General features: G+C 61.7%; 24 protein-coding genes. 16 read left to right on the forward strand and 8 right to left on the reverse strand.

What is annotated here, in order from left to right; all coding sequences use genetic code 11:
- The first annotated feature begins 9 nt into the window (after nt 1-9).
- A complete protein-coding gene (gene cax, locus N4J17_RS06255; RefSeq protein ID WP_198323225.1) occupies nt 10-1092 on the forward strand; it encodes a calcium/proton exchanger in 1083 nt (360 codons plus the stop codon).
- 13 nt (nt 1093-1105) lie between these two features.
- The gene (locus N4J17_RS06260; RefSeq protein WP_232470513.1) at nt 1106-2686 is read left to right on the forward strand and encodes a glucan biosynthesis protein; all 1581 of its coding nucleotides are present in this window, start codon (nt 1106-1108) and stop codon (nt 2684-2686) included.
- 10 nt (nt 2687-2696) lie between these two features.
- Here N4J17_RS06260 and N4J17_RS06265 read toward each other — a convergent pair whose 3' ends face one another.
- Entirely contained in the window at nt 2697-3005 is a 309-nt protein-coding gene (locus tag N4J17_RS06265) for a DUF6794 domain-containing protein (RefSeq protein WP_198323224.1), read from the reverse strand.
- Between the two features lie 269 nt (nt 3006-3274).
- Here N4J17_RS06265 and N4J17_RS06270 point away from each other — a divergent pair, with 269 nt between their 5' ends.
- The 13 genes from N4J17_RS06270 to N4J17_RS06330 all read left to right on the forward strand — a co-directional run bounded on the left by N4J17_RS06270 (nt 3275) and on the right by N4J17_RS06330 (nt 18132).
- Nucleotides 3275-4519 (forward strand): outer membrane beta-barrel protein, encoded by a 1245-nt coding sequence (locus tag N4J17_RS06270; protein WP_198323223.1) that lies wholly within the window; start codon nt 3275-3277, stop codon nt 4517-4519.
- Nucleotides 4520-4540: 21 nt separating this feature from the next.
- A complete protein-coding gene (locus tag N4J17_RS06275) occupies nt 4541-5734 on the forward strand; it encodes an ATP-grasp domain-containing protein (RefSeq protein WP_198323222.1) in 1194 nt (397 codons plus the stop codon).
- Nucleotides 5735-5887: 153 nt separating this feature from the next.
- Entirely contained in the window at nt 5888-7291 is a 1404-nt protein-coding gene (locus tag N4J17_RS06280; RefSeq protein WP_232470511.1) for an undecaprenyl-phosphate glucose phosphotransferase, read from the forward strand.
- A gap of 56 nt (nt 7292-7347) precedes the next feature.
- Nucleotides 7348-8181 (forward strand): polysaccharide export protein EpsE, encoded by an 834-nt coding sequence (gene epsE / locus N4J17_RS06285; protein ID WP_198323221.1) that lies wholly within the window; start codon nt 7348-7350, stop codon nt 8179-8181.
- Nucleotides 8182-8184: 3 nt separating this feature from the next.
- Nucleotides 8185-9606, forward strand: a complete 1422-nt coding sequence (gene epsF / locus N4J17_RS06290) for a chain length determinant protein EpsF (protein ID WP_198323220.1) — start codon at nt 8185-8187, stop codon at nt 9604-9606.
- A 24-nt stretch (nt 9607-9630) separates the two neighbouring features.
- The gene (gene epsG, locus N4J17_RS06295) at nt 9631-10500 is read left to right on the forward strand and encodes a chain length determinant protein tyrosine kinase EpsG (RefSeq protein ID WP_198323219.1); all 870 of its coding nucleotides are present in this window, start codon (nt 9631-9633) and stop codon (nt 10498-10500) included.
- Nucleotides 10497-12074: a hypothetical protein gene (locus tag N4J17_RS06300; RefSeq protein ID WP_232470510.1), complete on the forward strand. Its 1578-nt coding sequence runs from the start codon at nt 10497-10499 to the stop codon at nt 12072-12074. Before epsG ends, N4J17_RS06300 begins: the two co-directional genes overlap by 4 nt.
- Complete coding sequence (locus tag N4J17_RS06305) at nt 12043-13254, forward strand: glycosyltransferase (RefSeq protein ID WP_198323218.1); 1212 nt, start codon at nt 12043-12045, stop codon at nt 13252-13254. Before N4J17_RS06300 ends, N4J17_RS06305 begins: the two co-directional genes overlap by 32 nt.
- Complete coding sequence (locus tag N4J17_RS06310) at nt 13251-14804, forward strand: lipopolysaccharide biosynthesis protein (RefSeq protein ID WP_198323217.1); 1554 nt, start codon at nt 13251-13253, stop codon at nt 14802-14804. The genes N4J17_RS06305 and N4J17_RS06310 overlap by 4 nt, the downstream gene beginning before the upstream one ends.
- A 25-nt stretch (nt 14805-14829) precedes the next feature.
- Nucleotides 14830-15906: a glycosyltransferase family 4 protein gene (locus tag N4J17_RS06315; RefSeq protein WP_198323216.1), complete on the forward strand. Its 1077-nt coding sequence runs from the start codon at nt 14830-14832 to the stop codon at nt 15904-15906.
- A 127-nt stretch (nt 15907-16033) separates the two neighbouring features.
- Nucleotides 16034-17128 carry a hypothetical protein gene (locus N4J17_RS06320; protein WP_198323215.1) on the forward strand — a complete coding sequence of 365 codons (1095 nt, stop codon included), beginning with the start codon at nt 16034-16036 and terminating at the stop codon, nt 17126-17128.
- A gap of 42 nt (nt 17129-17170) precedes the next feature.
- A complete protein-coding gene (locus N4J17_RS06325; protein WP_198323214.1) occupies nt 17171-17641 on the forward strand; it encodes a UDP-N-acetylglucosamine--LPS N-acetylglucosamine transferase in 471 nt (156 codons plus the stop codon).
- Nucleotides 17638-18132, forward strand: coding sequence for a glycosyltransferase (locus N4J17_RS06330; protein ID WP_198323213.1), 495 nt, complete (start codon nt 17638-17640; stop codon nt 18130-18132). The genes N4J17_RS06325 and N4J17_RS06330 overlap by 4 nt, the downstream gene beginning before the upstream one ends.
- Before the next feature lie 156 nt (nt 18133-18288).
- Here the strand turns inward: N4J17_RS06330 and N4J17_RS06335 are convergent, their stop codons facing one another.
- Nucleotides 18289-18591, reverse strand: coding sequence for a hypothetical protein (locus N4J17_RS06335; RefSeq protein ID WP_277458405.1), 303 nt, complete (start codon nt 18589-18591; stop codon nt 18289-18291).
- A 395-nt stretch (nt 18592-18986) separates the two neighbouring features.
- Complete coding sequence (gene mpl, locus N4J17_RS06340) at nt 18987-20351, reverse strand: UDP-N-acetylmuramate:L-alanyl-gamma-D-glutamyl-meso-diaminopimelate ligase (protein WP_198323212.1); 1365 nt, start codon at nt 20349-20351, stop codon at nt 18987-18989.
- Between the two features lie 287 nt (nt 20352-20638).
- Between mpl and N4J17_RS06345 the strand changes: the two genes are divergently transcribed.
- Nucleotides 20639-21475 carry a symmetrical bis(5'-nucleosyl)-tetraphosphatase gene (locus tag N4J17_RS06345; protein WP_198323243.1) on the forward strand — a complete coding sequence of 279 codons (837 nt, stop codon included), beginning with the start codon at nt 20639-20641 and terminating at the stop codon, nt 21473-21475.
- Nucleotides 21476-21612: 137 nt separating this feature from the next.
- Here the strand turns inward: N4J17_RS06345 and N4J17_RS06350 are convergent, their stop codons facing one another.
- The 5 genes from N4J17_RS06350 to N4J17_RS06370 all read right to left on the reverse strand — a co-directional run bounded on the left by N4J17_RS06350 (nt 21613) and on the right by N4J17_RS06370 (nt 24678).
- Nucleotides 21613-21786: a hypothetical protein gene (locus tag N4J17_RS06350; RefSeq protein ID WP_198323211.1), complete on the reverse strand. Its 174-nt coding sequence runs from the start codon at nt 21784-21786 to the stop codon at nt 21613-21615.
- Between the two features lie 124 nt (nt 21787-21910).
- Nucleotides 21911-22747, reverse strand: coding sequence for a hydrogenase expression/formation protein (locus N4J17_RS06355; RefSeq protein WP_198323210.1), 837 nt, complete (start codon nt 22745-22747; stop codon nt 21911-21913).
- Nucleotides 22723-23397 carry a HyaD/HybD family hydrogenase maturation endopeptidase gene (locus N4J17_RS06360; RefSeq protein ID WP_232470508.1) on the reverse strand — a complete coding sequence of 225 codons (675 nt, stop codon included), beginning with the start codon at nt 23395-23397 and terminating at the stop codon, nt 22723-22725. The genes N4J17_RS06355 and N4J17_RS06360 overlap by 25 nt, the downstream gene beginning before the upstream one ends.
- Before the next feature lie 4 nt (nt 23398-23401).
- Complete coding sequence (gene cybH / locus N4J17_RS06365; protein ID WP_198323209.1) at nt 23402-24088, reverse strand: Ni/Fe-hydrogenase, b-type cytochrome subunit; 687 nt, start codon at nt 24086-24088, stop codon at nt 23402-23404.
- A gap of 11 nt (nt 24089-24099) precedes the next feature.
- On the reverse strand, nt 24100-24678 hold the full coding sequence (locus N4J17_RS06370; RefSeq protein ID WP_198323208.1) for a HupE/UreJ family protein: 579 nt from the start codon (nt 24676-24678) through the stop codon (nt 24100-24102).
- Between the last annotated feature and the right edge of the window lie 9 nt (nt 24679-24687).

Genomic DNA, 24687 nt, shown 5'->3' on the forward strand with positions numbered 1-24687 from the left:
CTGGAAGGTATGCGAGTCGGGATATTCGAAGTCGATTACATGGCATTGCTGCTGGTTTTTGTGCCGGTCAGCATCGTACTGGAGTGGGTCCATGCGGACCCGGTATGGATTTTCGCGGCGTCCGCGCTCGCGATCGTTCCCTTGGCGGGCCAGATGGGGAAGGCCACCGAATATCTCGCCGAACATCTCGGCTCGGGGCTGGGGGGGCTGCTCAATGCTTCGTTCGGCAATGCGGCGGAACTGATCATCGGCTTCGTCGCGCTGCGGGCGGGTCTGATTGATGTGGTCAAGGCATCGATCACCGGCTCGATCATCGGCAACATCCTGCTCGTGCTCGGTGCCAGCGTGGTGGTCGGCGGGCTGAAGCATGAAACCCAATATTTCAACCGTACCGCCGCCGGCCTCGGCGTCACGCTGGCCGCGCTCAGCGCGATCGCTCTGGTGGTGCCCGCGATTTTCCATCTGGTCGTCCAGGGGCATCCGGAGCCTCATGAACGGGAACTGAGCCTGGAAATCGCCCTGGTGTTGTTCGTCACCTACATCCTCAGCTTGGTGTTCACCCTGCGCACCCACCGTCATCTGTACGTCGGTGAGTCCCCGGAAGAAACCGACGAGGCGCTAGGCGTAGGGGCCTGGAGTATGCGCAAATCGTTGCTGATCCTGCTGGTCGCCACCGCGCTCGTCGCCTGGATGAGCGAGCTGCTGGTGGGGGCGGTGGAGCATGCGGCGCACGACCTGGGCATGACCAACGTCTTCATCGGCGTGATCCTCGTCGCCATTGTCGGCAACGCGGCGGAGCACAGCACGGCGGTCATGATGGCGGCCAAGAACCACATGGATCTGGCGATGAACATCGCCATCGGCTCCAGCATTCAGATCGCTTTGTTCGTTGCTCCGCTGCTGGTGTTCGCGGGCTATGTGATGGGGCAGCCGATGGATCTGGTGTTTTCCACCTTCGAAGTCGTCGCCGTCGCGATCGCGGTCGCGGCGGTGGTCTTGATCGCGATGGATGGCGAGTCGAATTGGATGGAGGGGGTTAACCTGTTGGCGGTTTACGTCATCCTCGCCATCGCCTTCTATTTTCTTCCGTAGGGATGAGTTACGCATGATCGGAAAGACGAGTCGACGCGATTTCCTGCGCCTGGGCGCGACGCTCGGGCTGACCGCTCCGTTTGTGGGGGGCATGGGGCGGAGCTGGGCAGAGCCGAAAGGGCTCAAGTTCAGCCCACCCCTGCCCTTCAGTTACGAAATGCTGGTTAGGCGGGCGGAAGCGCTCGCTTTCCGCCCCTATTCTCCACCGCCGGTGGTCTCCGAGGTCGTTCGCAAACTGGACTACGAAGCCTGGGGCCAGATCCGTTTCCGGAGCGAGGACGCATTGTTCGCCGAAGGACCGTCCGTCTATCCGGTCACGTTCTTCCACCTCGGCCAGTTTTTCCAAAAACCCGTCAAGATCCACGCCGTCGAGGACGGGAAATCGCGCCAGATCTACTACAGTGCCGAGTACTTCGACATGCCGGGTGACAGTCCTGCCCGGCAAATGCCGGAACGATCGGGATTTGCCGGCTTCCGTCTGCAAGAGGCACGAACCCGCTCCGACTGGCGCACGCAGGACTGGATCGCCTACCTGGGGGCATCCTATTTCCGTGCCATCGGCGCGCTTAACCAGTATGGCCTGTCGGCGCGCGGTGTCGTCATCGACGCGGCTGAGCCGACGCCGGAAGAATTCCCCGATTTCACCGAGTTCTACATCGAAGGCGCCACGGCAGAAACCGATCCGGTCGTCATCTGCGCGTTGCTGGATGGCCCCAGCGTCACCGGGGCATACCGCTTCCTCACCTGGCGGAAAGAGGGTGTGGTGCAAGAGGTCGAGGCGGCGGTGTTCATGCGCCGGGGTGTCAAGCGACTGGGCCTTGCCCCATTGACCTCGATGTATTGGTTCAGCGAATCGGAGAAGCGGAGGCTGGAGGACTGGCGGCCCGAAGTCCATGATTCGGACGGCCTGGCCATCTGGACCGGGGCCGGCGAACGCATCTGGCGGCCGCTGATCAATCAGCCATACCCGGTGACATCGAGCTTCGTCGATCACGACCCCAAGGGATTCGGTCTGCTCCAGCGTGACCGGATGTTCGAGAATTATCTCGACGGCGTGAACTACGAGCGCCGGCCCAGCCTGTGGGTCGAGCCGCTGGGCGGCTGGGGAGAAGGGGCGGTGCAACTGGTCGAACTGCCCACGGACGACGAGATCCACGACAACATCGGCGTTTACTGGCGTCCTGCAGCGGCGCCCAAGGCCGGTTCATCTTACCGTTTGCGGTATCGCTTGCACTGGTTGGCCGACGAACCTTATCCGGCTGCCGTTGCCCGCTGCGTCGCGACCCGCATCGGTCGGGGCGGCCAGCCTGGCAAGCCCCGGCCTCGCGGAGTCTACAAGTTCGTGGTGGAATTCGCCGGCGCGGCGCTGGAGCCGCTGTGGGGCGACACCGTGAAGGCATCTCCGGTGGTCACGGCTTCCCGCGGGGCGATTCAGGGGGCTTTCATCGAGCCGATTCCCAATACCCGCCGCTGGCGGGCGATTTTCGATCTGATCCCCGACGGAACCGCTCCAGTCGAGCTGCGCCTCTATATCCAGGGCAATGGCGACGCCCTCACCGAAACCTGGCTGTACCAGTTTCGGCCGCCGGTCTGATGCCGGTTCGTCAGGCTTGGCGGTCCCGGTATGGCTGCAGTCGTTCCCAAAACGCTTCGACGATGACGTCGGATGCTTCGTCCGGCGGCAGGTCGTCGCGTCCGAGGGCACGCCCGCAGTCGCGTCGCAAGGCGCTGTCCGGCGCCCACAGACCGAAGGTTTTGCGTATGTGGCTGCCGAGGCTGAAGTGCAGAAGGTAAAGCGCGGTCTTGAAGGTCAAGGCCACTTCGGCCTTCTGCTGCTCGTCGAATTCTTCGAGGAGTCTATCGACCGCCTCGGCCACGGTGCGTGGGCGCGATGGCGATGTGCTCTTGGCCATGATCTCAGCTAAGGTTCGTTCCAGCGCGGAGCAAAGGCATTAGTCTCTTCGCATCGAGGGCTTTGGCGCAAGTTTGGCCGTCGATGGCAATGGTTCCGGTAATTTAACTTTATTATCATACCCCGGCGTACGTGAAGTGTCTCGCCAGCGCTGGGGTGGCCCCTTTTTCCGTATCGACGGGGCCTGGCCATGAGGGCGCCCGTCGCGATTTCGGCCGTGCGCTTTTTCGCTCGAATGGACGGTCTTCTTTCCAAAGGACATTTCCGTAAATGGTTCCCGTCCCGGCTAGCGCCTTCCCGCTGCTCCTGCGATGCTTGCTCGCTTGCGTGACAGGGCCGGCCTGGGCATTGGCGGACAAGACCGATTGGTTCCAACCGTTCGTATCCAATACCTTTGCCTACGACACCAACGTGTTCCGCCTTCCTTCGAGTCTCACCGCCGCCGAAGCGAACACGTTGATCGATAACGTGGCCAAAGGCGGCAGCAAATCCGATTTCATCAACCGCATTTCGGCAGGCGCCAAGGTGAACTGGTATTCCGGGCCTCATCGAGTGAACATGAATCTTGGCGTTGATGACAATATTTTCGTCCGGAACACGGCGCTGCAGAATCTATCCACCCTCAATGACGTGTCCTGGATATGGGATGTTTCCATGGCTTGGTCGACCCAGGTCGGCGCCGAATATCAGCAGTATCTGAACGCATTCGGAAACTACGTCATCCCGCGCAAGGACATGTTGACCAACATGGCTTATTTCGGAAAGGCGAAATATCAGTTTTCCCCGGACTGGCGGGCCGGAGTCGGGGTGCGGTGGGACGAAATCAGCCACAGCGTGCGCAACCGGAGGCAGAACGACGTCCAGGAACTGAGCGAGACGGTGGAGGTCGTCTACCAGAACGCCGCCGGGAATTCGGCAGGAATCGAGTATCGTCATGGAGCAGGGTTTTATCCACAGAGAAGCCCGGCTAAATTCAGCTTCGACGAGTATGATCTCAACGCTGTGAAGTTTGTTGGCGGTTATGTGTTTTCCGCCAAGACCCGTTTCGATGGATATATAGGGTATCTCGCCCAGACCTTCGCTCAGGCGCCTTGGTTTGACTACTCCGGTTGTATTTGGCGCATGGGCGTGGAGTGGTTGCCGACGGACAAAACGAGCGTAAAGATTTCTGGCTGGCAAAATCTCGAAGCTTACCAGGATGTCGCGTCGAGCTATTTCGTCGGCAACGGCGTCAAGTTGTCGTCGAAATGGGGGGCGAGCCGAAAAGTCGAAGTTGCAAGCGAATTTTCCTGGGAAAGCCGGGATTACGTCGGGGATAGCAGTGCTAATTCTTCCGATGCTCTGGTATCGCGCCGCGTCGACGATTTTTTTGCGGCTCAGGCCGGTATCACCTACAGGCCGGTGGAGTATATTGATGTTTTTCTGACGTACCGGTATGAAAAAAGAAAGGTGAACCGGGTGTTTTTCAACTACGAGTACGACGGTGTCGCTCTGGGTGTCGCGTTAAGGTTTTAATCCTGACAGGAGCCGCTGATTATGTGTATCGAGTCCGGAGTCGTTGGAAGTCCGTCGAGCATCAAGAAACCTTCGTTACTGCTGATGGCGTCTAACACGCCATTTCAGTACCGTGTGCTGCGGTGCGCCGCCCAGGCTGGCGCATCCGTTTTCATCCTTGGAAGTGGGCGGGCGAAATTCTTGGCCTGGTCCCGATATTGTAAAGACTTCGTCTTGTATCCTCGCGACTTCGGGGAGGAAAATTCTTCGGAGTTGGTTGATATAATCAATAGCCTGAGTTCCATTTTGGACATAGATTATGTCATTCCAGGTTGTGGTGATACTACCAGGCTGCTTGGGCAGATTAGAGATCGTCTGCATTCTAAATGCTTCCCTGTTCCACCCCCTTCAGTTTTTGATACCCTGAACGACAAAGGTAAGTTCGTTGACCTTTGTCTGGATTTGGGTATGCCTCATCCGTCCAGTGTGCTGCTTGCCGATCCTGCTGAGCTGAGATCGATGTATGATTCCGGCCAGCTTCATTTTCCATTGATCGCGAAGCCTGTCGACGGTTATGGCAGTGAGGGTGTCGTAAAGCTTGAAGGCCTGTCGGCCGATATGGATCTGGGTAAAATCGACTACAGTCCCATTCTTCTCCAGGAGTTTGTGGAAGGAGAGGACGTTTGTATCAGTTTGTTTTGTGTCGAAGGGGTATGCAAACACCAGGTTGTGTATAAGCGAAAGCGTGGTATCTGTTTTATTGAGCACGATTTCCTTTCCGAACTGGCGCAAACGGTGGCGCGTCACCTCAATTTTGACGGAGTGATTTGTTTCGATGCCAGGCTGGCGGTGAATGGGAAAAGAGTTTATCTGATTGAGTGCAATCCAAGATTCTGGTACAACATGGATTTTGCCATGGTGGCAGGGGTCAATTTTGTTGGGCTCGGGATCGATCAAGCCGGTAATGAATGCCCCGTGGCGGCAATGAAAACATTCAGCTCCCCTTATTCCTTTTTACTGAAAGTGTTTACTCCATGGCAGATGAATGCTCAGGACGTGGCCATGCTGAGGTATTGGTTGGCCGATCCAATCCCATTTTTATGGATCGAGATAGGCCTTAACCTGCCCGGTTTGATTGTTGGCAAGGCAAAGCGCGCCGCCAGGAAAATCAAGGGTTGCTTGGGGCTCCTTTGGCGCTGGCGCCACGGCCATAAAATCACATCTACAAGGGAGTAAGGCGGGTGACAGGTGGCCAGAGGGTTTGTCAGGTTCGTGTTTTGCGGTTCCAATAGGTTGCACTCTGGAGCATAAATGGATTTTATGGGTGCCGCATGAGCACCGGCGAAGCTATTTCTGTTGTAGTAAAATGCGATATGGGGGTAATAACTTATGAATCAGACCGGTGCTCCTTCGGTATTTGAAAGCCCTCTGGTTTTTCTGCTCAAGACGCTGTTCGCGCCAGTGGTCGCTTCCGGGGTATTCCTGGCAAGCTTGAGATTCGAAGAGTATCCGCTGGAGGGAGCGAACATCCTAATGTTTTTTCTGGTGTTCATCATCGTCTCCTACACCTTCAAGGTGACGCGGTTGAACGACAGGCTGACCGCACGCTCTTTTTTCGAGACGGCGTTCGACACCCTGGCCCGATGGCTTGTTACCCTGGCCTTGGTCGCGTTGCTGACTTATATTGCAGGTATCGAAGATTTCCTGGACGAGCCCGGCTTTTTGGCATGGGCCGGCGCTACGCCATTCATCCTGCTGTTCGGGCAGCTTGCGGTCGGGCCGATGGTCAGGATCTATTTCCGTCGGTATGGTGCTCATCGCAAAGCGGTGATCGTCGGGGTGACGGAGATGGGAGTGAAACTGGCCGAGGCGATCCGGAACCACACTTTCCTGCGCACGGACGTCCTCGGGTTTTTCGAGGACCGGCCGGCGGACCGCACCGCGGACCCCGGTGACCTGCCGGTGCTGGGGCGTACCGCCGATTTGCCCGCGTTTCTCCGGCAACATGAGGTGCATGCGGTCTACATCACCTTGCCCATCGCCCGCCAGCCGCGGATTCTCGAATTGCTGGACAACCTGAAGGATTCGACGGTCTCGGTGTATTTCGTTCCCGATCTGTTCATGACGGACCTGCTTCAGGCGCGCTGGGACACGCTGGCCGGCATTCCGGTGATGGCGGTCTGCGAATCGCCTTTCATCGGGATACGGGGTTTGAGCAAGCGTCTGATGGACATCGTGGGAGCCACGGTGGCGCTGGTGTTGCTGGCGCCGGTCATGCTGGTGATCGCTCTGGCGATACGGCTGTCGTCGCCGGGGCCGGTGTTGTTCAAGCAGCGGCGTTACGGCGAGGACGGCGAGCCGATTTTCGTCTACAAGTTCCGCAGCATGACGGTTTGCGAGGATGGCGGCACCGTGATCCAGGCGAAACAGGGGGATGCCCGGGTGACGCCCTTGGGAGCGTTCCTGCGAAAGACTTCTTTGGACGAATTGCCCCAGTTCCTGAACGTGCTGCAGGGCACCATGAGTCTGGTGGGACCGCGCCCCCATGCGGTTGCGCACAACGAGCTTTACCGTGGGCTGATCAAGGGGTACATGGTGCGCCACAAAGTGAAGCCAGGCATCACCGGATGGGCGCAGGTCAACGGCCTGCGGGGCGAGACCGAGACGGTCGAGAAGATGGCGGAGCGGATTCGCTACGATCTGGAGTACCTGCGCAACTGGTCGCTATGGCTGGACCTGTGGATTTTGTTGAAGACGGTGGGTGTGGTCTTGAAGCAAAAGAATGCCTATTGACAGGCAGAGGCCGATCGATTCGCCGGACGTGCAATCTGACAGACAGGAGAATCGGGATGTCCCGGAAGATTCGTTCCGCCGTGAACGCGGCTTTGTCCTGCATTGTCTTGGCCCTCGGACTGATGGCCGGCTGGGGGGGCGTGGCAGGCGATGCGCCTTTATCCGGGGCAGGGGACTACCGGCTCGGGCCGGGCGATGTGGTGAGGATCAGTGTGTTCAACTATCCCGAGCTGGCCATGGAAACCCGGATCAGCCAGACGGGGAACATCACGTTTCCGCTCACCGGTCCCATTGCCATCGGCGATTTGACCGCCGCCGAAGCGGAAGGGCGCATCGCCGGCAAGTTGCGCGAGGGGGGGTACCTCAGTGATCCGCATGTCACCGTGGTGGTCTCCCAGTTCAAGGCCAGGGAGGTCGCGGTGATGGGGCAGGTCAAGAATCCCGGCAAGTACCCGATCGAGAAACAGAGCCGGGTGATGGACATGCTGGCCGCTGCCGGGGGTGTGACGACCGTCGATGCGGGCGATACCGCCACCTTGCTGCGTGCCAGCGGCGAGAAGCGGGTCATCGATCTCAAGGCTTTGTTCGACGGTGATCCCAGCCAGAATCCCGAGGTGGCGGCCGGCGATACCCTCTTCGTTCCAAAGGCGCCGCAGTTTTATGTCTACGGGGAGGTTCAGCGGCCTGGCGCCTATCGGCTCCAGCGCGGCATGACGGTCAGTCAGGCGATTTCCGCGGCCGGTGGACTGACGCCCCGGGGGACCGACACCTGGCCCGCGCCGATCGTCAAGCGGCGCGACGCCAACGGAGTGGAGCAAGAAACATCGGTGGACGGTTCTTATGTCCTGCAGCCGGATGACGTGCTGTATTTGCGCGAGCGGTGGTTCTGATCCATGAGCGCCAACCGGCTCATCCTGATTTTTCTCGCGCGCTGGCGGGTTTTCGGTTGGACGCTGGCCGTGACCGTACTGACCACGCTGGTGGCCAGTGTCGCGATGTCAAAAACCTACACCGCATCGACCACCGTCGTGATCGATTACAAGGGTGGCGATCCGCTGACCGGCTCGGCGTTTCCGTCCGATCTCATGGCCGGTTACCTCGCGACCCAGGTGGACATCATCGGCAGCCACGCCGTGGCGGCACGCGTCGCGGATGCGCTGAAGCTCTCGGAGGTTCCCGCTTACCGCGACCGCTTCGAACAAGTCGCTAGGAAGACGGGCGCTTGCGCGGTATTCCGGGATTGGGCGGCGGACAAGCTGCTGGAAGACCTGGATGTTTCGCCGTCGCGGGAAAGCGACGTCATCACGATTTCTTTCGCCGCGTCCGATCCCTCGTTCGCCACCGACGTGGCGAACGCCTTTGCCCAGACCAGCATCCGTGCCAATGTCGAACTCAAGCTGGAGCCGGTGAAGCGCCAAGCGGCCTGGTTCGACGAGCAGGTCCTGGCGTTGCGGAGCGCGCTGGAAAAAGCGCAGGCCGAACTGTCCAGCTACCAGGTCGCGCATGGCGTGCTCGCCGCCGGCGACAAGCTGGACGTGGAAACTGCTCACTTGTCCGATCTGTCCGCCCAGCTTGCGGCGGCGAAGGGCCAGATGTACGACGGTGAGGCGCGGGTCCGGCAGATGAGGGAGGCAACGGCGCGTGGCGGGGTGGACGCACTTCCCGATCTGTTGCAGAACCCGGCCTTACAGGCGTTGAAGGCCGAGCTGACGCGCGCCGAGGCCCGGCTCGCCGAAGTCGGTTCGCGCTATGACTGGAACCATCCGCAGCGTCGCGCCGTGGCGGCCGAGGCCGCCAGTCTGCGGAAAAAGCTTGCCGCCGAGGTGGCAAACGCCACGGGCGCCATCGAGCGCGCCGCCGAACTCGCCCGTCAGCGCGTGGCCGACCTTGAACGTGCCGTGGCCGAACAGCGGAAACGCATACTCGAACGGGGTGCCGAGCAGGACAAACTGAGCGTGCTCCAACGGGAGGTGGAGAATGCCCAGCGGGTCTATGATGCCGCGTTGCAGCGGGCGAGTCAGTTGCAGTTGGAGAGCCGGCTGGAGGGGACCAACATCGTCGTCCTGTCGCCGGCCGTGCCCCCGCTCAAGCCCAGCAAACCGAAGGTGGCACTGAATCTGGCGCTGTCAGTCATCCTGGGCAGCGGGCTGGGGCTGGCGTTCGTCCTGCTGTTCGAGTTCAAGGACAGGCGTATCCGTTCTGCGGAAGATGTCATCGACGAGCTGGGCCTCCCCCTCCTGGCCGAAATGCCTCCGGAAAGGACGGTGCGGCCGCGCTTCTTCCGGCTTGCCGTTCCGTCCGCCCTCCAGGGATGACAAGGACCTTCCGCGACGAATGCCATGAAAAATCCCCCTTCATCCGAAGGCCCGGCGTTGCCTCGCAGCGATGTCCAGTTGGGACAGCTCCTGCTGCATGCCGGGAAGCTCTCGGAAAAGGACATCGAGGCCATCGGAGTAAAGCAGAGGGAGGATGGGCTGAGGTTTGGCGAAGCGGCGCTGCGTCTGGGACTGATCAGCGAGGACGATCTGCGTCAGGCTCTGGCGCGCCAGTTCGCGCATCCTTGCCTGCCCGACTCGGATACCAGCGTCGATGCGGAACTGATCGCGGCCTTCTGTCCGCCGGGGCCGGAAGGCGAGGCGCTGCGGGACCTTCGCAGCATCCTCATGCTGCGCTGGTTCGATGGCCACCGGCGGCTGCTCGCCCTGACGTCGGGGCGGCCGGGTGAAGGGTGCGGCCGGTTGGCGGCGAATCTCGCCGTGGCGTTTTCCCAGTTGGGGGAGCGGACCTTGCTGATTGATACGAACCTGCGGGAGCCGGAGCTGCACCGTCTGTTCAAGTTGCGCGGCGACCCTGGCTTGTCGGGTGTCCTGGCCGGGCGCCACAGTCCGGAGAAGGCGACCAGCGGCATTCCGGCCCTCGGCGATCTGAGCGTGCTGCCGGCCGGTGCGCCGCCACCCAATCCCCAGGAATTGCTGAGCCGGGCGTCTTTCATTCGACTTCTGGATGCCGCCGCGGAGCAATACGACATCGTGCTGCTGAATACGCCGCCGGCGCTGGAGAGCGCCGATGCCCGAATCGTGGCGACGCGCGCCGCGGGCTGCATCATCGTGGTCCGGCGCGATGCGACCCGCCTCGGCGATGCCGCGGCACTCACGGACCAGCTTTCCGGCGCGGGCGTCGAGGTGCTGGGCGCGGTCCTGACCTCATGACGCCGCCTGGCATGCGCTGGCGTTCCGGCGTACCCCAGGGCTTGCGGGAGACGATGCCCGGTTACCGGCCTTGGGAAATCGGTCTCGTGACGGCCGTTGCCGTTCTTGCGGGCTGGCTTGCCTCGATCAGCCAGCCCATCGTTCTCGCCGTTTTCGTGGGCGGTCTGCTGAGCATCTTTCTTATGTCCCGGATCGATGTCGCGGTCTGGCTGTTGCTGGCCGGCACGCTGGTGGTCAACGGGGCTGTGCTCTTGATGTTTCCCCGCATGACCAAGATTTCCTGGGCCTTGTCCATGCTGGGCTTTTTTCTGCTGGCGGCCGGCCTGTTCCCGCTGTTGCTGGGGCGCTGGCGGGCACGGGTCCGGCTGCCCGGCTTCCTCGTGCTGTTCCTGGCGCTGGTGGCATTATCGGCAGGCACGTCGCTGCTGGGCCAAGGACCTATATTGGAAATTATGGCCGGCGTCAAGCGCTCCTACCAGATGCTGGGACTCGCCGTGGTGCTGGCGACGGCTCCGGTAACGCCGGTGTGGCGGCGCCATTTCCGCGCTTGGAGTGGGTTTCTTCTGTTCGCCGCAATCCTGCAATTGCCGGTCGCACTTTACGAAAGGATCGTTCTGGTGCCGCTTCGGGTGGGGCTGGGGGGCGGCATCGTTCCCATCGACATCGTGGCGGGGACTTTCGAGCCGAATTTCGAAGGCGGAGGAGAAAACGGAACCATGGTTATGTTCCTGGTCGTCTGCCTGGCCTATCTGCTGACCGCATGGCGGGAGCAGGTTTTGTCAGCCCTGTGGACATCGGTATTGGTGGTCGAGCTCGGCGTGCCGTTGTTCCTGGGAGAAACCAAGATTGCCTTGGTGCTGCTCCCTATGATGTTCCTCCTGGTGTTTTCGCGGGAAATCCGCCGCAATCCCGCGGTTGCCGCAGCGGCCTTGACGGCCGGGGCGCTTTTGACGGTCGCTCTGGCCTGGCTGTATTTCTCGGTGTTTACCATCCAGGGGAAGTCGCCGGAACAGATGGTACAGAACACGATCGACTACAATTTCGGTTCGGCGGGCTACTACGGCAACAAGGCCAGCCTCAACCGCACCACCGTCCTCACCTTCTGGTTCCATGAACATGGGCTGCACAATCCGGTCGAAACCCTGTTCGGGCATGGAATGGGTGCCTCCTATGCGGGGAGCGGCGCGCTGGTGGAAGGACACCTCAACCGGAAATACCCCGGCATGGCCATCAACCTGAATACGGCATCCACTCTGCTTTGGGACTCGGGCGTTGTCGGTACCGCTCTGTTTCTGGGCGTGCTCGCCACCGCCTGGCTCGCCGCGGGCAGGCTGCTTTCCCGCTGCGGGGACGGAGCTGAACGCGGCCGGCTGATCGCGTTGAGGGTCTGCCTTGCCGCCAACGCGTTTTCGCTATGGTATTCGAACAGCCTCATGAACAGTCCGAGCCACGAGCTGTTGTTCGCCTTCACTTTGGGTTATCTCGCCTGGCTGGTTCGGGCGGACCGGACGAAACCGTCCCCCGAGAACGCTTTGCCACGCCATGAACATCAGACTGCTCTATCTCACGCGTGAGCCGTTTCCCACCTTCCGGGTCGACGTGGCGACCCTGTTCGGCCGCTATCTGCCCAAATTCGGTGTGTACTCGGACGTCGTCGCCTTACAGGAAGGCGAGGTCGGCGAACATGCCTGGGAGGCGGGCGGGGTGTTCACGCGGACCGCCCGCAGCCGATGGGGCCGGATCTGGGCGCGGCTGATGCTTGCACTGGACTTGTTCCGGCTGGCGCGTGCCGATTATGCCGCGGTTCAGGTCCGGGACCGGATCGTCGGAGCACTGATCGGTCTTTGGGCTGCCCGGCTGTGGCGAAAGCCGTTCTATTATTGGATGTCGTTTCCTTTTCCGGAATACTGGTCGGAGCGCGGGTCGCCCGATCCTTCCAGGCTGGTCGGAGCCGGCCGGCGCCTGCTGTTCCGGCTGCGCGGGCGTCTTTCCGCCTGGTTGTTGTATCGCCGAGTCCTGCCAGCGGCGGATCATATTTTCGTGCAGAGCGATGCGATGCGGACGCTGCTGGCGAGCCACGGTCTGCCGGCTGCGCGCATGACGCCGGTGCCAATGGGGGCTACGATTCCCGACCGGATCGAGGACATCCCTCCGGCGGACGACCCGCGCTTGGCGGGCCGGCGGGTCATCGTCTATTTAGGGGCGTTGGAACGGGCGCGGCGTTCGGAGGTCATGCTCGAAGCGATGGCCGCCGTGCGCGACGAGTTCCCCACAGCCTTGCTGGTATGCGTGGGGGATGCCGAGGAGGAGATCGAAAGGCTCTGGTTCGACGGTTTGGTGGGACAACTCGGCTTGCAGGACCACGTCCTGTTCACGGGCTGGTTGCCGGGAGAGAAGGCGCGCCGTTATTTGCGGAATGCCGAGATCGGACTGTCGCCTTGCGCGCGTACGCCTTCTCTGGAAGTGGCTTCGCCCACCAAGGTCATTGAATACATGGCCTGGGGCGTTCCCGTGGTTGCCAACGACCTTCCCGATCAGGCCTATCTGATCGGCGAAACCGGTGGGGGGATTTGCGTGCCGCTGACGCCTGAAGGCTTCGCTGCTGGCATATTGCAATTGCTGCGGGACCCCGCGGCCGCGCGTCGCATGGGCGAGGCCGGACGGCGGGCGATACCGGCTTTGCGTAGTTACGAGGTGATCGCGCGGAACCTCGCCGGAAAATACCGGCAGTTGGCCGCAGGCGAAGCGCGATGAGCGATTCCGGCAACCCTTACGGTGCCGCCGCGCTCCGGCGTAGCGCATTTGCTTACCTCTCGGGCCGGGCCGTTTCCGCGCTGCTCACATTTTCGGCGTTCGCGCTGGCGGCCCGGGTTCTGCCGCTAGAGTCCTACGGGACCTACATGGCCGCGCTGGCGACCATGGAAACGGGGCTTGCGCTCTCGACGCCGGGGTTGGATTGGGTGGCTGCCAGGATACTTCCCGAGTACCGTCTGCATGCCGAGGGGAGGGCGATCGTAGGCATCATCGGTCGGCTCGCCGGGCTGCAAATGGCCTTCTATTTCTGTGCGGGCGCCGTTTTGTTCTTCCATGCCGAATCAGTCGCGGCACTGCTGCGGATGGAGGCGGCGGCGCCGGTATTGTCCCTTGCCGGCGCCGTCCTGGCCGTGGAGGGATTCGGACGCCTCTATCGCGAGCAGATGCTCGGTACCTTGATGCGCCAGGGTGCCGCCCAGGCGGCTCAGGTGGTTCGTTCGGGAACGCTGGCCGCTCTGCTGGCATCCGACTGGTTTGCAGGGCGTGAGATCACCGCCTTGGATGCCGTGCACTACGAACTGATGGCGTCCTCTGGGAGTACGGGATTGGGCGCCTTGCTCCTGCTGTATGAGATGTGGTCACTGCGTTACCGGGTGGCGTCTTCGGGGGATTGGACGCCGCCGGGCCGGAAGCAGCTTCTCAAGCTGGCGGTCAATACCTACATCAGTTACCTCCTCGCCTTCGCTTACGGCTCGCAGATGCTGACCCTCATCGTCGCCCGCATCCTTGGGGCTGAAGCGGCCGCGGTTTTCGGTTTCAGCACCAATTTTTCCGATCAGGTGCGCCGTTATCTGCCGACCGATCTCCTGCGCAGCGTCATTCAGCCCGCTTTGATCGCCTTTTTCAGCCGGCGCCGGGACTTCGGCGGTTTCATGGTGCGGGTAGGGGGCTGGTTCAAATCGTCCATGGTCCTGCTCATGCCGGTCATCCTTTATTTCATCGCCTTCGGCGGGATGGGAGCCGCGCTCCTGGGCGGAGAGCGTTTCCGGGAGGCGGGTCCCGTCATTGCGCTGATGCTGGTCGGCACTGCTCTGACGATACTGCGCAGGGTGGTCGAGTTGTCCTGCAATGCGGTGCTGGCCACCGACCTGTATGTCCGCTGGGGGGTGTGGCTGCTCGCAGTGCCGGTCATGGCGGTGCTCCTCTTGACCTCGGGCGGAAACTTGACCGAACTGATCATGCTCGTCATAGCCTCGGAAACTTTTTTCAATTTCGGCATCATCCTTGCCCTGCGGCGGCGGGGATACCCATTCAAATTGGCTTGGGGTGGGATGCTTCGTCTGGCTGCCTGGTATGGTGTGGGGGCCGGCGTACTGGTCTGGTCAGGCCCGCTGGTCCGCTTCGATATGCCGACGAGCGTTGCGGTCTGTCTGCTCCTCGGCGCGGTGGTGACGCTCGTGGCGAAGCCTTTGAGCGCCGACGAAGCGGCACTCATGTCGAACTGGAGTCCGCGCGGTGCAAGGTTGTTGTCACGTTTTCTGGCCGCATGAAGGGGTCCTCGAGGAAAGACGAACCATGCGCAAAGTTTTGGTGATCGGGCCGGGGACGACTGGCGGCATTGCTGCGGTGATCGAGGACTGTCTCCAACCGGATTTCGTCTCCCGCTGGAAAATCGAGCGTCTGTGCTCGTATGAGGGGCCCGGCCTTCTAACCCAGCTTCGTGTCATGGCGGTGGCGGGAGGGCGGTTGCTGGGCTGGCTCTTGGCGCGCCGTCTGGTCATCGTGCATGCCCATAGCGCTTCGCGCGGCAGTTTTTGGCGAAAGTCGGTGCTTTGCGCGTTGGCGGACCTGTTCGGCATCCCCTATGTTTTCCACGTCCACAGCGGCGAATTCGGCGTGTTCTATGACAGCGAGTGCGGCCCCGCGGCGAAATGGTGGGTACGGAGGACGCTGCGACGTGCCGCCTCCGTGATCGCCCTCACCGAAGCCTGGTCCAAGGTGCTGCTGGTTATCGAGCCGCGGGCGAGCATTCGGGTCATAGGCAATCCGGTGGCCGTTCACGATGCCCTGCCGGAGGAACGCGAGTCGGGGCGGCCGGAGGTGCTGTTCCTGGGGCGTTTGCGCGAGAAGAAAGGCGTCTTCGATCTGGTTCGGGCCATTCCCGTCGTGCTGAAACGTGTCCCGGACACCGTGTTCACGCTTGCCGGCGACGGCGAAATGGAGGCCGTCAGGCGGCTTGCGGTGGACCTGGGAGTCTCCGATGCCATTAAGCTGCCGGGCTGGATCAAGGATGCCGAGAAGGACGCCGAATTGTCGGCGGCCCGGGTGCTGGCCCTTCCCTCCTACTTCGAAGGGCTGCCCGTTTGCATTTTGGAAGCGATGGCGGGCGGTGTCCCAGTCGTGGCCACTTCGGTCGGAGGCATTCCCGAACTCCTCGCCGACGGAGAATGCGGTCTGCTGGTGCCTCCGGGTGACGTGGAAGCGTTGGCCGAGGCGCTGGTCCTGGTTCTGCAGGATGCCGCGCTACGCCGGAGGCTGCGCGAAAGTGCATTTCGCCGCGTGCTGAACTACTATGCAATTCCGAGCGTGTTATGCCAGCTCGATGCCGTTTACCGGAGTATCCTTGCCAACCGGCCGGCGGCAGGCGGCTAGGGACGGCCGGATTTTTGGCGGTTTAATTGCATCTAACTTGGAAAATACGGCGACTGGTCCGCCGATCGGGTCGCCGAGGCCCGTATATACGGGCGAAAGTCATCAGGACCTAAATAAGGGGGGTAGCATGGGCGGGAATCCAGACTTGTTGTTATCGGGCAGTGTCTCATCGTCGCGTCGCCACGTTTTTCGGCGCGTCGCCGGTGTCTTCGTATTCATCGTGCTGGCTTCGTCGCTGCAAGCTGCCACGGCAGCGAAAGTCAAAGCTCAGAGATCCAAGGCTAAACCGACTCCGACTCCAACGGCGACGCCAACACCGACTCCCACGCCGACCCCGGTTTCTTCGCCGACTCCGACACCCACACCGGAGGCGGGTGCCACCATCACCGGTTCGGTTTTTGTGGCTTCCGATCCGTACGACATCATCGTCGGCAGCCAGACCCAGCGCATCGACCTGAGCGGCAAGCCACGCACTTTCGACTTTGGCGGATCGGTCCCTTTCGTCAATCCGACCATAGGTATCGCCGACTTCGATACGATCAATTATTGGGATGCCGCGGCGGGCCAAGCCAAGGTCATCAATGGCTGGACCGTCACCGATGCCGGTATCCCGGGACGGGTGTTCAAGATCGATGGCTACACGGCTGTCGGCTATAAAGCCGGTGATGGTGTGGTAGAGGGAGCTCTTAGATCCCAGATGAACAGCTACTATGTTCCCTCCAGGCAAAGGTTCGTCTGGGACCTGTGTGTACGATTCGGAGGGTCCGATTTGACCAAGCCCTGGACATTTATGCCTCGCGACAGCCATCCAGGGCTTATTTGGCAGATAAAGCCGGACGATTTCCCTCCATCGATTGGCATGGTAGTCGACACCGATCCGGCCAACAGCCAGCGATTGGCGATACATATCGACGGCAGTATAGGGCCGGAGCTCAAGCACGAGCGGCTTGGGATAATAACAGGATTGCTGCCGCAGCAGGATATCAATATAGTTATCGATGCCTATCTTGATGACCGTCCCATTGCGAAAGGTGGGCAAGGTTATTTCAAGGCGTGGATCAATGGGACACTAGTCGCCAATGCGGTTGGTGCCACCCTCGTTCCAAATGCCTCGTCTCCACACTATTGGTCGATGGCGATGTACCTTTATAACGATACCGCACCACTGCAGTTTGATTATTTCGGATATTGGAAGCGGGCGCGGATGATAGTGCCGAACTGATCTTTCCTTTTCATGGATTATCGAAGGAGCAACAGCCAATCGATGGATAACCGAAGCAAGCGGCCGCGTATCCTTGCGGTTGCGTCCGGCGGCGGGCACTGGATGCAGTTGATGCGGCTCCGGGATGCCCTCCTCGGGGGCGACATGGCGTTCGTAGCGACCCATTTTTCGGATTATCGGAAAAGTATCCCGCCGGGCGCGCGGTTTTATCTGGTAACGGATGCCAACAAGAAGGATTGGCTGCGGGGGACGCTGCTGATCTGCGAATTGTTCTGGATCATTCTCCGCGAGCGGCCCGATGTCGTGATCTCGACCGGTGCCGCGCCAGGCTATTTCGCTTTGCGTTTCGGCAGGCTGCTGGGTGCGCGTACCGTCTGGGTCGACAGTATCGCCAACGTGGGCAGAATGTCGCTGTCCGGTCGCCTCGTGCGCCGCTATGCGGATTTGTGGCTGACCCAATGGGCACACCTCGCGCGCCCCGAAGGGCCGCATTACATCGGAGCGGTCCTTTGATTTTTCTGACGGTGGGTTCCCAGGTACCGTTCGATCGGCTGTCCCGCTCCGTCGACGCTTGGGCCGCAAGGAATCCTCAGACGGAAGTCTTCGGGCAGATTGGCCGTACCGCCTGGCGGCCGGCAGCGATGCAATGGGCCGAGGTGCTGAGTGCGGACGAGTACTTGGAGCTCTTGAAGCGGGCGAGAGTGATTGTCGCGCATGCCGGCATGGGAACCGTCATCAGTGCGGCCGAGCACGGCAAGCCCCTGATCGTCATGCCGCGGCGCGCCGATCTGGGGGAGCATCGCAACGATCATCAGGAATTTACGGCGAAGTGGCTGATGACCCGTTCCGGCATCAGCGTCGTTCACGGGGAGGACGAACTTCAGCAATTGTTGGACAAGGCCGGTACGCTCGTGCTTCCGGACAGCCTGGGTTCGGAAGCCTGCGAGAGGATGGTCACGGTTCTACGCGAGTTCATTTTCGAGGGCGTAAAGCCTTTTCAATAGCCTCATTCAAACCTGCCATGGCTCATTCGAGCCTGTAGCATCAGCGGTACGCCGTGGTTCGGCGGCGGTTTCTCTTTTGGGGCTCTGCCGTCAGAGTCCTCCGGTGGCAAAGCATCCCCACCCCCAGCGCAGCCATTCGATCAGCGCGTAGGCCAGTCATAGGGCCCAGGCCAGCATGAGCAGCCGGTAGGCAAACAGCGGAACCGAGATGACCCAAGGCTCGGGCAGCAGAGGGCCGCTCCGGTCCGTATACCAGTTGAGCCGATACGCGTTGGAGTCATAGCCCGTGATTCCCATGTCGGACAGGCCGAGCAGCCCTTGATGCATGGCTGACAGCAGGATGCTCAGCGCTAGTTCGGAGTCGGTTGCACGGTTGCCCGGCCGGGTCTCAAGCGTGTTGCTTTCGATCGTCAGCGTGTTGCCCGGGAGGGGCGGTGGGCGGCTGATCTGCAGGGTCACCGTCTCCCCCAGCTAGGGGCGCCATTCGGGCAGCCAGACGTCGAGTTCGAGCCGGGAGCCGGGTCGAGATTTCCATCGGAATGGCGTCTCGCAGCAGGTGGACGACCTTGAGCCTGAGCGGCGAGGTTTCCGGTGCGGAGCCTTCAGGGGGCTTGCGCAGCCACACTTGAGCCTGTTCGCCGATGGACGAAAACGCTATCGCCCGACCGCCGACGCTGAACCCGACCAGGCCGGTTTCGCCGGAAAGGCGCAGGGTTTCGGGCAGGGTGGTCCATGCGGGGACGACGCAGGCCACTAGGACCCAGAATGCGATGTATCGAACCATTGGATCGCTCCTCGCCGATGTTGTCCCCGACTTTAGGCGTAGCAGAGGCGTCGGGCAAGAGCACCGTGCGTCAGTCTTCCCGCAGCGCGGCCTCGGTCTTCTCGTGGATACCGCCGAAACTTCCATTGCTCATGAAGACCACGTGATCGCCCGCCCGGCATTCTTGCCGCAAGCGTTCCACGATGGCGCCGATGCTGTCGCAAGTGATGATCCGGTTGGAGGCACCAGCAATTTTCGCGACATCCCATCCAAGGTCGGGAGACTGGTAAAGGACGGCGAGGTCGGCGGGCGCCAGGGATGCTGCGAGCGTGTCGGCATGTACGCCCATCCGCATGGTGTTGGAGCGCGGTTCCACGACCGCAATGACGCGTGCGCCATCGACCCGCGAGCGCAATCCTTCGAGTGTGGTCGCAATCGCCGTGGGATGATGGGCGAAATCGTCGTAAAGGGTGATGCCGCGGATCTCGGCGCGCACCTCGAGGCGGCGTTTGACGCTCTGGAACCGGCTCAAGGCGGAAATGGCCGCCACCGGTTCGATGCCGGCATGGTGGGCCGCGGCGATGGCGGACAGCGCGTTTAGCATGTTGTGGCGGCCGGAGAGCTGCCAATGGATTGTGCCTAGCCGTTTTTCGCGGAACACCACGTCGAACCGGCTCCCGTCTTCGGCCAGCGGGTATGCCTGCCAGTCGGCGGCGGTGTCGGGTCCCAGGGCAGTTTTCTCAACCGGTGTCCAGCATCCCATCCTGAGCACTTCGGCCAGGTTTTCGTCCCGCTCCGGAACCACCAGTAGGCCATTGCCCGGCACACTGCGTACCAGGTGATGGAACTGCCGCTGGATCGCAGCGAGGTCGGGGAAGATGTCGGCGTGGTCGTATTCGAGGTTGTTCAAGATCGTGGTGCGCGGGCGGTAATGGACGAACTTGGAGCGCTTGTCGAAGAACGCGGTATCGTATTCGTCTGCTTCCACCACGACAAACCGGCCTTCGCCGATGCGGGCGGAAACGCCGAAATTGAGCGGCACGCCGCCGATCAGGAAGCCCGGCTTTTGCCCGTCGTGTTCGAGTATCCAGGCCAGCATGCTGGTAGTGGTTGTCTTGCCATGGGTGCCCGCGACCGCCAGCACCCAGCGCCCCTTGAGCACATAGTTGTAGAGCCACTGTGCGCCTGAAGTGTAGGCCAGCCCCATGTTCAGCACGGCCTCGACCTCCGGGTTACCGCGGGAGAGCGCATTGCCGATGATGACGAGGTCGGGGAGGGGATGGAGATTGTCCGGGCTGTAGCCGTTGCAGAGGTCGATGCCCTGCTGCTCCAGCAGAGTGCTCATGGGCGGATAGACGTTCTGGTCCGATCCCGTGACGGTGTGGCCGAGTTGGCGGGCCATGATGGCGAGTCCGCCCATGAAGGTGCCGCAGATACCTAGGATGTGAATACGCACTTATCGATGCCTCGGTTCGTTCATCGGATTGGTGGGGAGAAAATCGCCTGCGGGTGGGCGTCATGCATCCGGCGATTCGTATTGAGAAGTGACCGATTATATATCCGTCTTTTTGACCAGGGCACAAAGATGCCATCTTAATGACGCCAACGCAGCGCAGACGTACTAGAATAGCCGGCCCTGGTTATCGGGTATTTCCAGGATTCATGCTTGGAGGGTTCATCGGATGCCGTCGCATAGCGGTAAGGCAAGTGTCACTTCGATCTGTAGGCGAGGTTCCGGCTGAGGTGGCCGTCTATGCCATCGGCGACGTCCAAGGCTGCTATGTAGAGCTGATGCGTCTGCTGGATCTGATCCGCTTCGATCCGGCCGCGGACCGCCTGCTGTTTACGGGTGATCTGGTCAATCGCGGGCCCCAGTCGCTGGAAACCCTCCGGTTTATCCGCTCGCTGGGAGCCGCGGCGGTCACGGTGCTCGGCAACCATGACCTGCACCTCTTGGCGGTGGCCTGTGAGGTCTCCCGGGTGAAGCACAAGGACACCTTCGGCGATGTGTTGGAAGCCGACGATCGGGACGAGTTGCTGGAGTGGCTGCGTACCCGCCCGCTGGTGCACCGGGAGGGCGGCTATTGCCTGGTCCACGCCGGTATCCCCCCTTGCTGGAGTGCGGAAACGGCTTTGGCCCGGGCCGGCGAGGTCGAGACGGTCCTCGCGGGCGGGGACATCGCCGGATTTTGCCGGCAGATGTACGGCGACCAGCCCGACCTCTGGTCTGAGGATCTGGCCGGATGGGACCGGCTCCGTTTCATCACCAATGCCTTGACCCGCATGCGCTATTGCGACCGGAGTGGCCGGCTAGATTTCAGGCAAAAGGGGGCGCCGGGGCGGCAACCGGCTTCCCTGGTTCCCTGGTTCGAAGTTCCGGGCCGAACGCCGCCGGGAGCTACGATCGTGTTCGGGCACTGGTCCACGCTCGGCTATTTCGCCGGTAGGGACTGTTACTGTCTGGACACGGGCTGCCTGTGGGGCGGCGAGCTTACTGCGCTGAAACTGGATGAGACTTTACAGCGATATGCCGTGCCATCGCTGCACGGGGGGTACCAGAAACCCACCTTGACGGAATAGCCGGCTCGGGGCTGTGGAGCAGCCGATGTGGTAGGTAGTAGGCGACATCCCTGTCGATTACGGCTCGTGCTTGTCGCAAGGCGCTCCACGCGAAGGTACACATTCCGACGCGGAAGATGCGCGTCGGAGGACTTGGATCAAGGAGCGTGTTTGTAGGCGGAGTTGGCTGCGTCTTCCTCAATGGCTTTGGCGGCAGTGACGTATTTGCCGTGTTCACTGCTCTTGACCATGGCGAGCGTCACGACGACTGCGATGACCAGACCCGCGATGTAAAACCAGAAATAATCTTTCTCTTCTTTGGCGTCGTTCATGGTTACTCCTCATATTGTTTTGGTGACGCTGTATTAAGCCAGCGTTGACAATATATAGAGACTCTCTGGCTCCTTCTTTGACGGGGGTCAAGGTTTCGACGGATGCAAGCCGCCGAGCCTGGGCTCATGTCAACTGCGCTAGGGCTTCAGCGATCCGTTCCCGCGAGTTCTCGAGGTCTTCCGGCGCGGCCGGCACGATGGCAGGCAGCGCGGTGATTTCCAGCGTATTGAGGATCAGTTGGCCGGGGGAGTTGAAATACTGCACCCACCACACCTTTGGCAAGCGGGTCAGGCTCACGCGGCAATCGCCGTAGCCCCGGGACAGAATGGAAAGGCCTGCGGTTCCCAGCGTGTCGATCAGGAATTTTGAATCTTCCGGTGTCAGCGGCAGCAGCGACAGGTTGATGACATGAGGACGATCGGCCGAACAGTCTGCCGAATGGTCGAAGATCTCCGTCAGCAACGCCGGGGCATTCATCAAACCTTCCGGAAAGACTTGAGGACACTGCGGCGGCTCATCGGCGGTCAGACGCTCGGCCCATTCGTACACTGCCTCCGGCGCAGGCCCGGTTTCGACGTCGTCCCGCCGCAACCGACCGTCGACGTAATGCTGTATGCGCCAGACTCCTGCGAACACCGATTCCCGGATCACCAGCCGATCACGCGGCCCGGCGATATTTATCAGCACCTCGCCTTCGCCGAGCACTTCGTCGACAAAGCGCCTGCTCGCAGGATCGCGGGCAGCGAGATTGACGCGGCCCGGGGCGCCGCCGAGCCGCTCGATCACTGTCCGCAGCACGGCGCGTCCGCCGCCGGTTTCCTCCCGGCTCAGCGCGTGCAAAAGTGGCGGCGTGAAGGTCGCCATGGCTTCCGGCATGGGTGGATAGGCGCATTCGGGGTCATCAGGCGGGCGGATGAGCGGTGTGTTTCCGGTCGCTATGAAAGCAAAATCGTCTTGCATGGAAGATCCTTGGAGATGTCGGAGTCCCGGGCGGGGTGGGTCGTCTTGCGTGGATCGCCTGGTAGAAAGCGGACATCGCCGATGCGGCAAGCGGCTTCGGCCGAAGGTCGCTGGCGTTCGTACTGCGTCATCTCCAGGGCATCGGCCGTGCAGTCCCCAGCGGGCCGGCGCCAGCCGGGCAGGCCGAGTTCTGCGCAGAAGGCGAGTATCCTGGCGATGGCGGGTTCGAGTTGCGCCTTGACGGGCGGCGTCAGGCTGCCGCCAAAGTCCTCCATGTCGACCGGCTGCACGCCCACCAGGTAAAGTCGCTCAGGCCCTTGCCCCATCAGCTTGCACAAGGCCAGCACCTCTTGGAAGCTGACCTGGTGCAGGCTGGTCTTGCCTGAATGCAGGTAGGCGGGCACGTCCTCGTCCCGGGCTTCTAGCAGCGATGCCGGTGCCTGGCCGAAATCCACCGCGTCGGCGACGATGAGTACCTCGCTTTCCTGGACGTAAGGGATCAGCGCCAGCCCTTGGGTGCCGCCGTCCATCACGGTGACGTTCTCAGGGAAAACGTAATCCCGCTGCAATGCCTGGGCGACGCGCACGCCAAAGCCCTCGTCCGCCCATAGCAGATTGCCGATGCCTAAGATCAGGACGCGGGGAAGCATCGGATCACGGACGCTCGTCCTTCCATACCCGCCAGCCGTCGATCATGGTGGTGGTGACGGACTGGCGCGACAAGTGCTGTTCCCTCACCGCCACGTAGACGTGGACGAGCGTGAAGATCACCAGGTACCACATGCCCAGATGATGCAGGCTGTGGACCTGCTGGCTACCGCCCAGGGCGGGCAGCACCCAGCCGAAGGCATTGGCGGCCCAACTTCCCGTGCCCAGCCCCTCGCCATATAGGGCGAAGCCGGTCGCGATCATGAAGAGGCTCCCGAGCACATAGAACAGGAACATGGCCAGCCCGGCAAGCGGGTTGTGGCCCGCGTGCTTGCGGGGCTCTTCGACCAGAAACAGGTACCAGCGGACCTCGTGCAGCAGCGCCTGCCACCAGTGGACGTCGTGGATGCGCGGCGCGAACAGCTCGCGGGCATACCGGTTGCCCACCAGCGCCCAGTAGGCGCGGCCGATCAGGCCGACGGCCAGCACATAACCGGCGGAGAAGTGAGCGAAGCGGATGTAACCCATCAAGTAGTGGTCGCTGGCCTCGCCGGAAGTCACCACCGGCGGCCAGGCTATCAGGAAGCCCGTGACCACCAGCACGACGATGGCGAGGGCGTTAACCCAGTGCCACAGCCGTACCGGCTTCTCGTAGACGTAGACCGGTTCGCTAAAACTATCGACGCTCGCCATGGCCGCAGACCTCACAATGTTTGCGTCAGCAGCGCCAGCCCCATGGCGCCCATCGCCGCGCCGCAGCTGCGGTACCAAGCCGGCTTTGCCAGCAGCCACACGCCCAGGATGACGCCGGTCAGGTGCAGCAGGCCGGTGGCGGTGATGAAGCCTACGGCATAAGTCCATCGTTTGGCATCCAGGCCGATCTCGGCCCCGTGTGCATAGCCGTGGAACAGTGCGAACAGGCCGACCAGGCTCAAGGCGGTGAACTGCGATAGGCGGACCTTGCCCGCCACTAGCAGTCCGAGCAGTACGACCGAGGCGGCGACGCCGGTCTCGGTGTGAGCCAGCGGAGTGCCGGCTGCGCCCAGCCATCCGCCCAGCCCCATGACCGCCATGAACGCCAGGGGCAGCAGCCACACCCGCCGCGGCGCAACGGTGACCGCCCACAGCCCCACGGCGATCATGGCCAGGAGATGGTCGGTGCCGAGAAAGGGATGGATGAAGCCGGACACGAAGCCCTCGACGGGATGCGCGCCGGTATGGGCGAGCGCGACGGGGCTCAGCGCCAACAGACTCGCCGTTCCGAACCAATAAATAGGACGCATGGTTATCTC

This window comes from Methylococcus capsulatus, assembly GCF_036864975.1.
Taxonomy (GTDB): Bacteria; Pseudomonadota; Gammaproteobacteria; order Methylococcales; family Methylococcaceae; genus Methylococcus.

What these genes read in the sequence shown, in the direction of transcription:
- cax (WP_198323225.1), top strand. Translation starts at nt 10, where the DNA reads ATGCGAGTCGGGATATTCGAAGTCGATTACATGGCATTGCTGCTGGTT.
- N4J17_RS06260 (WP_232470513.1), top strand. Translation starts at nt 1,106, where the DNA reads ATGATCGGAAAGACGAGTCGACGCGATTTCCTGCGCCTGGGCGCGACG.
- N4J17_RS06265 (WP_198323224.1), bottom strand. Translation starts at nt 3,005, where the DNA reads ATGGCCAAGAGCACATCGCCATCGCGCCCACGCACCGTGGCCGAGGCG.
- N4J17_RS06270 (WP_198323223.1), top strand. Translation starts at nt 3,275, where the DNA reads ATGGTTCCCGTCCCGGCTAGCGCCTTCCCGCTGCTCCTGCGATGCTTG.
- N4J17_RS06275 (WP_198323222.1), top strand. Translation starts at nt 4,541, where the DNA reads ATGTGTATCGAGTCCGGAGTCGTTGGAAGTCCGTCGAGCATCAAGAAA.
- N4J17_RS06280 (WP_232470511.1), top strand. Translation starts at nt 5,888, where the DNA reads ATGAATCAGACCGGTGCTCCTTCGGTATTTGAAAGCCCTCTGGTTTTT.
- epsE (WP_198323221.1), top strand. Translation starts at nt 7,348, where the DNA reads ATGTCCCGGAAGATTCGTTCCGCCGTGAACGCGGCTTTGTCCTGCATT.
- epsF (WP_198323220.1), top strand. Translation starts at nt 8,185, where the DNA reads ATGAGCGCCAACCGGCTCATCCTGATTTTTCTCGCGCGCTGGCGGGTT.
- epsG (WP_198323219.1), top strand. Translation starts at nt 9,631, where the DNA reads ATGAAAAATCCCCCTTCATCCGAAGGCCCGGCGTTGCCTCGCAGCGAT.
- N4J17_RS06300 (WP_232470510.1), top strand. Translation starts at nt 10,497, where the DNA reads ATGACGCCGCCTGGCATGCGCTGGCGTTCCGGCGTACCCCAGGGCTTG.
- N4J17_RS06305 (WP_198323218.1), top strand. Translation starts at nt 12,043, where the DNA reads ATGAACATCAGACTGCTCTATCTCACGCGTGAGCCGTTTCCCACCTTC.
- N4J17_RS06310 (WP_198323217.1), top strand. Translation starts at nt 13,251, where the DNA reads ATGAGCGATTCCGGCAACCCTTACGGTGCCGCCGCGCTCCGGCGTAGC.
- N4J17_RS06315 (WP_198323216.1), top strand. Translation starts at nt 14,830, where the DNA reads ATGCGCAAAGTTTTGGTGATCGGGCCGGGGACGACTGGCGGCATTGCT.
- N4J17_RS06320 (WP_198323215.1), top strand. Translation starts at nt 16,034, where the DNA reads ATGGGCGGGAATCCAGACTTGTTGTTATCGGGCAGTGTCTCATCGTCG.
- N4J17_RS06325 (WP_198323214.1), top strand. Translation starts at nt 17,171, where the DNA reads ATGGATAACCGAAGCAAGCGGCCGCGTATCCTTGCGGTTGCGTCCGGC.
- N4J17_RS06350 (WP_198323211.1), bottom strand. Translation starts at nt 21,786, where the DNA reads ATGAACGACGCCAAAGAAGAGAAAGATTATTTCTGGTTTTACATCGCG.
- N4J17_RS06355 (WP_198323210.1), bottom strand. Translation starts at nt 22,747, where the DNA reads ATGCAAGACGATTTTGCTTTCATAGCGACCGGAAACACACCGCTCATC.
- N4J17_RS06360 (WP_232470508.1), bottom strand. Translation starts at nt 23,397, where the DNA reads ATGCTTCCCCGCGTCCTGATCTTAGGCATCGGCAATCTGCTATGGGCG.
- cybH (WP_198323209.1), bottom strand. Translation starts at nt 24,088, where the DNA reads ATGGCGAGCGTCGATAGTTTTAGCGAACCGGTCTACGTCTACGAGAAG.
- N4J17_RS06370 (WP_198323208.1), bottom strand. Translation starts at nt 24,678, where the DNA reads ATGCGTCCTATTTATTGGTTCGGAACGGCGAGTCTGTTGGCGCTGAGC.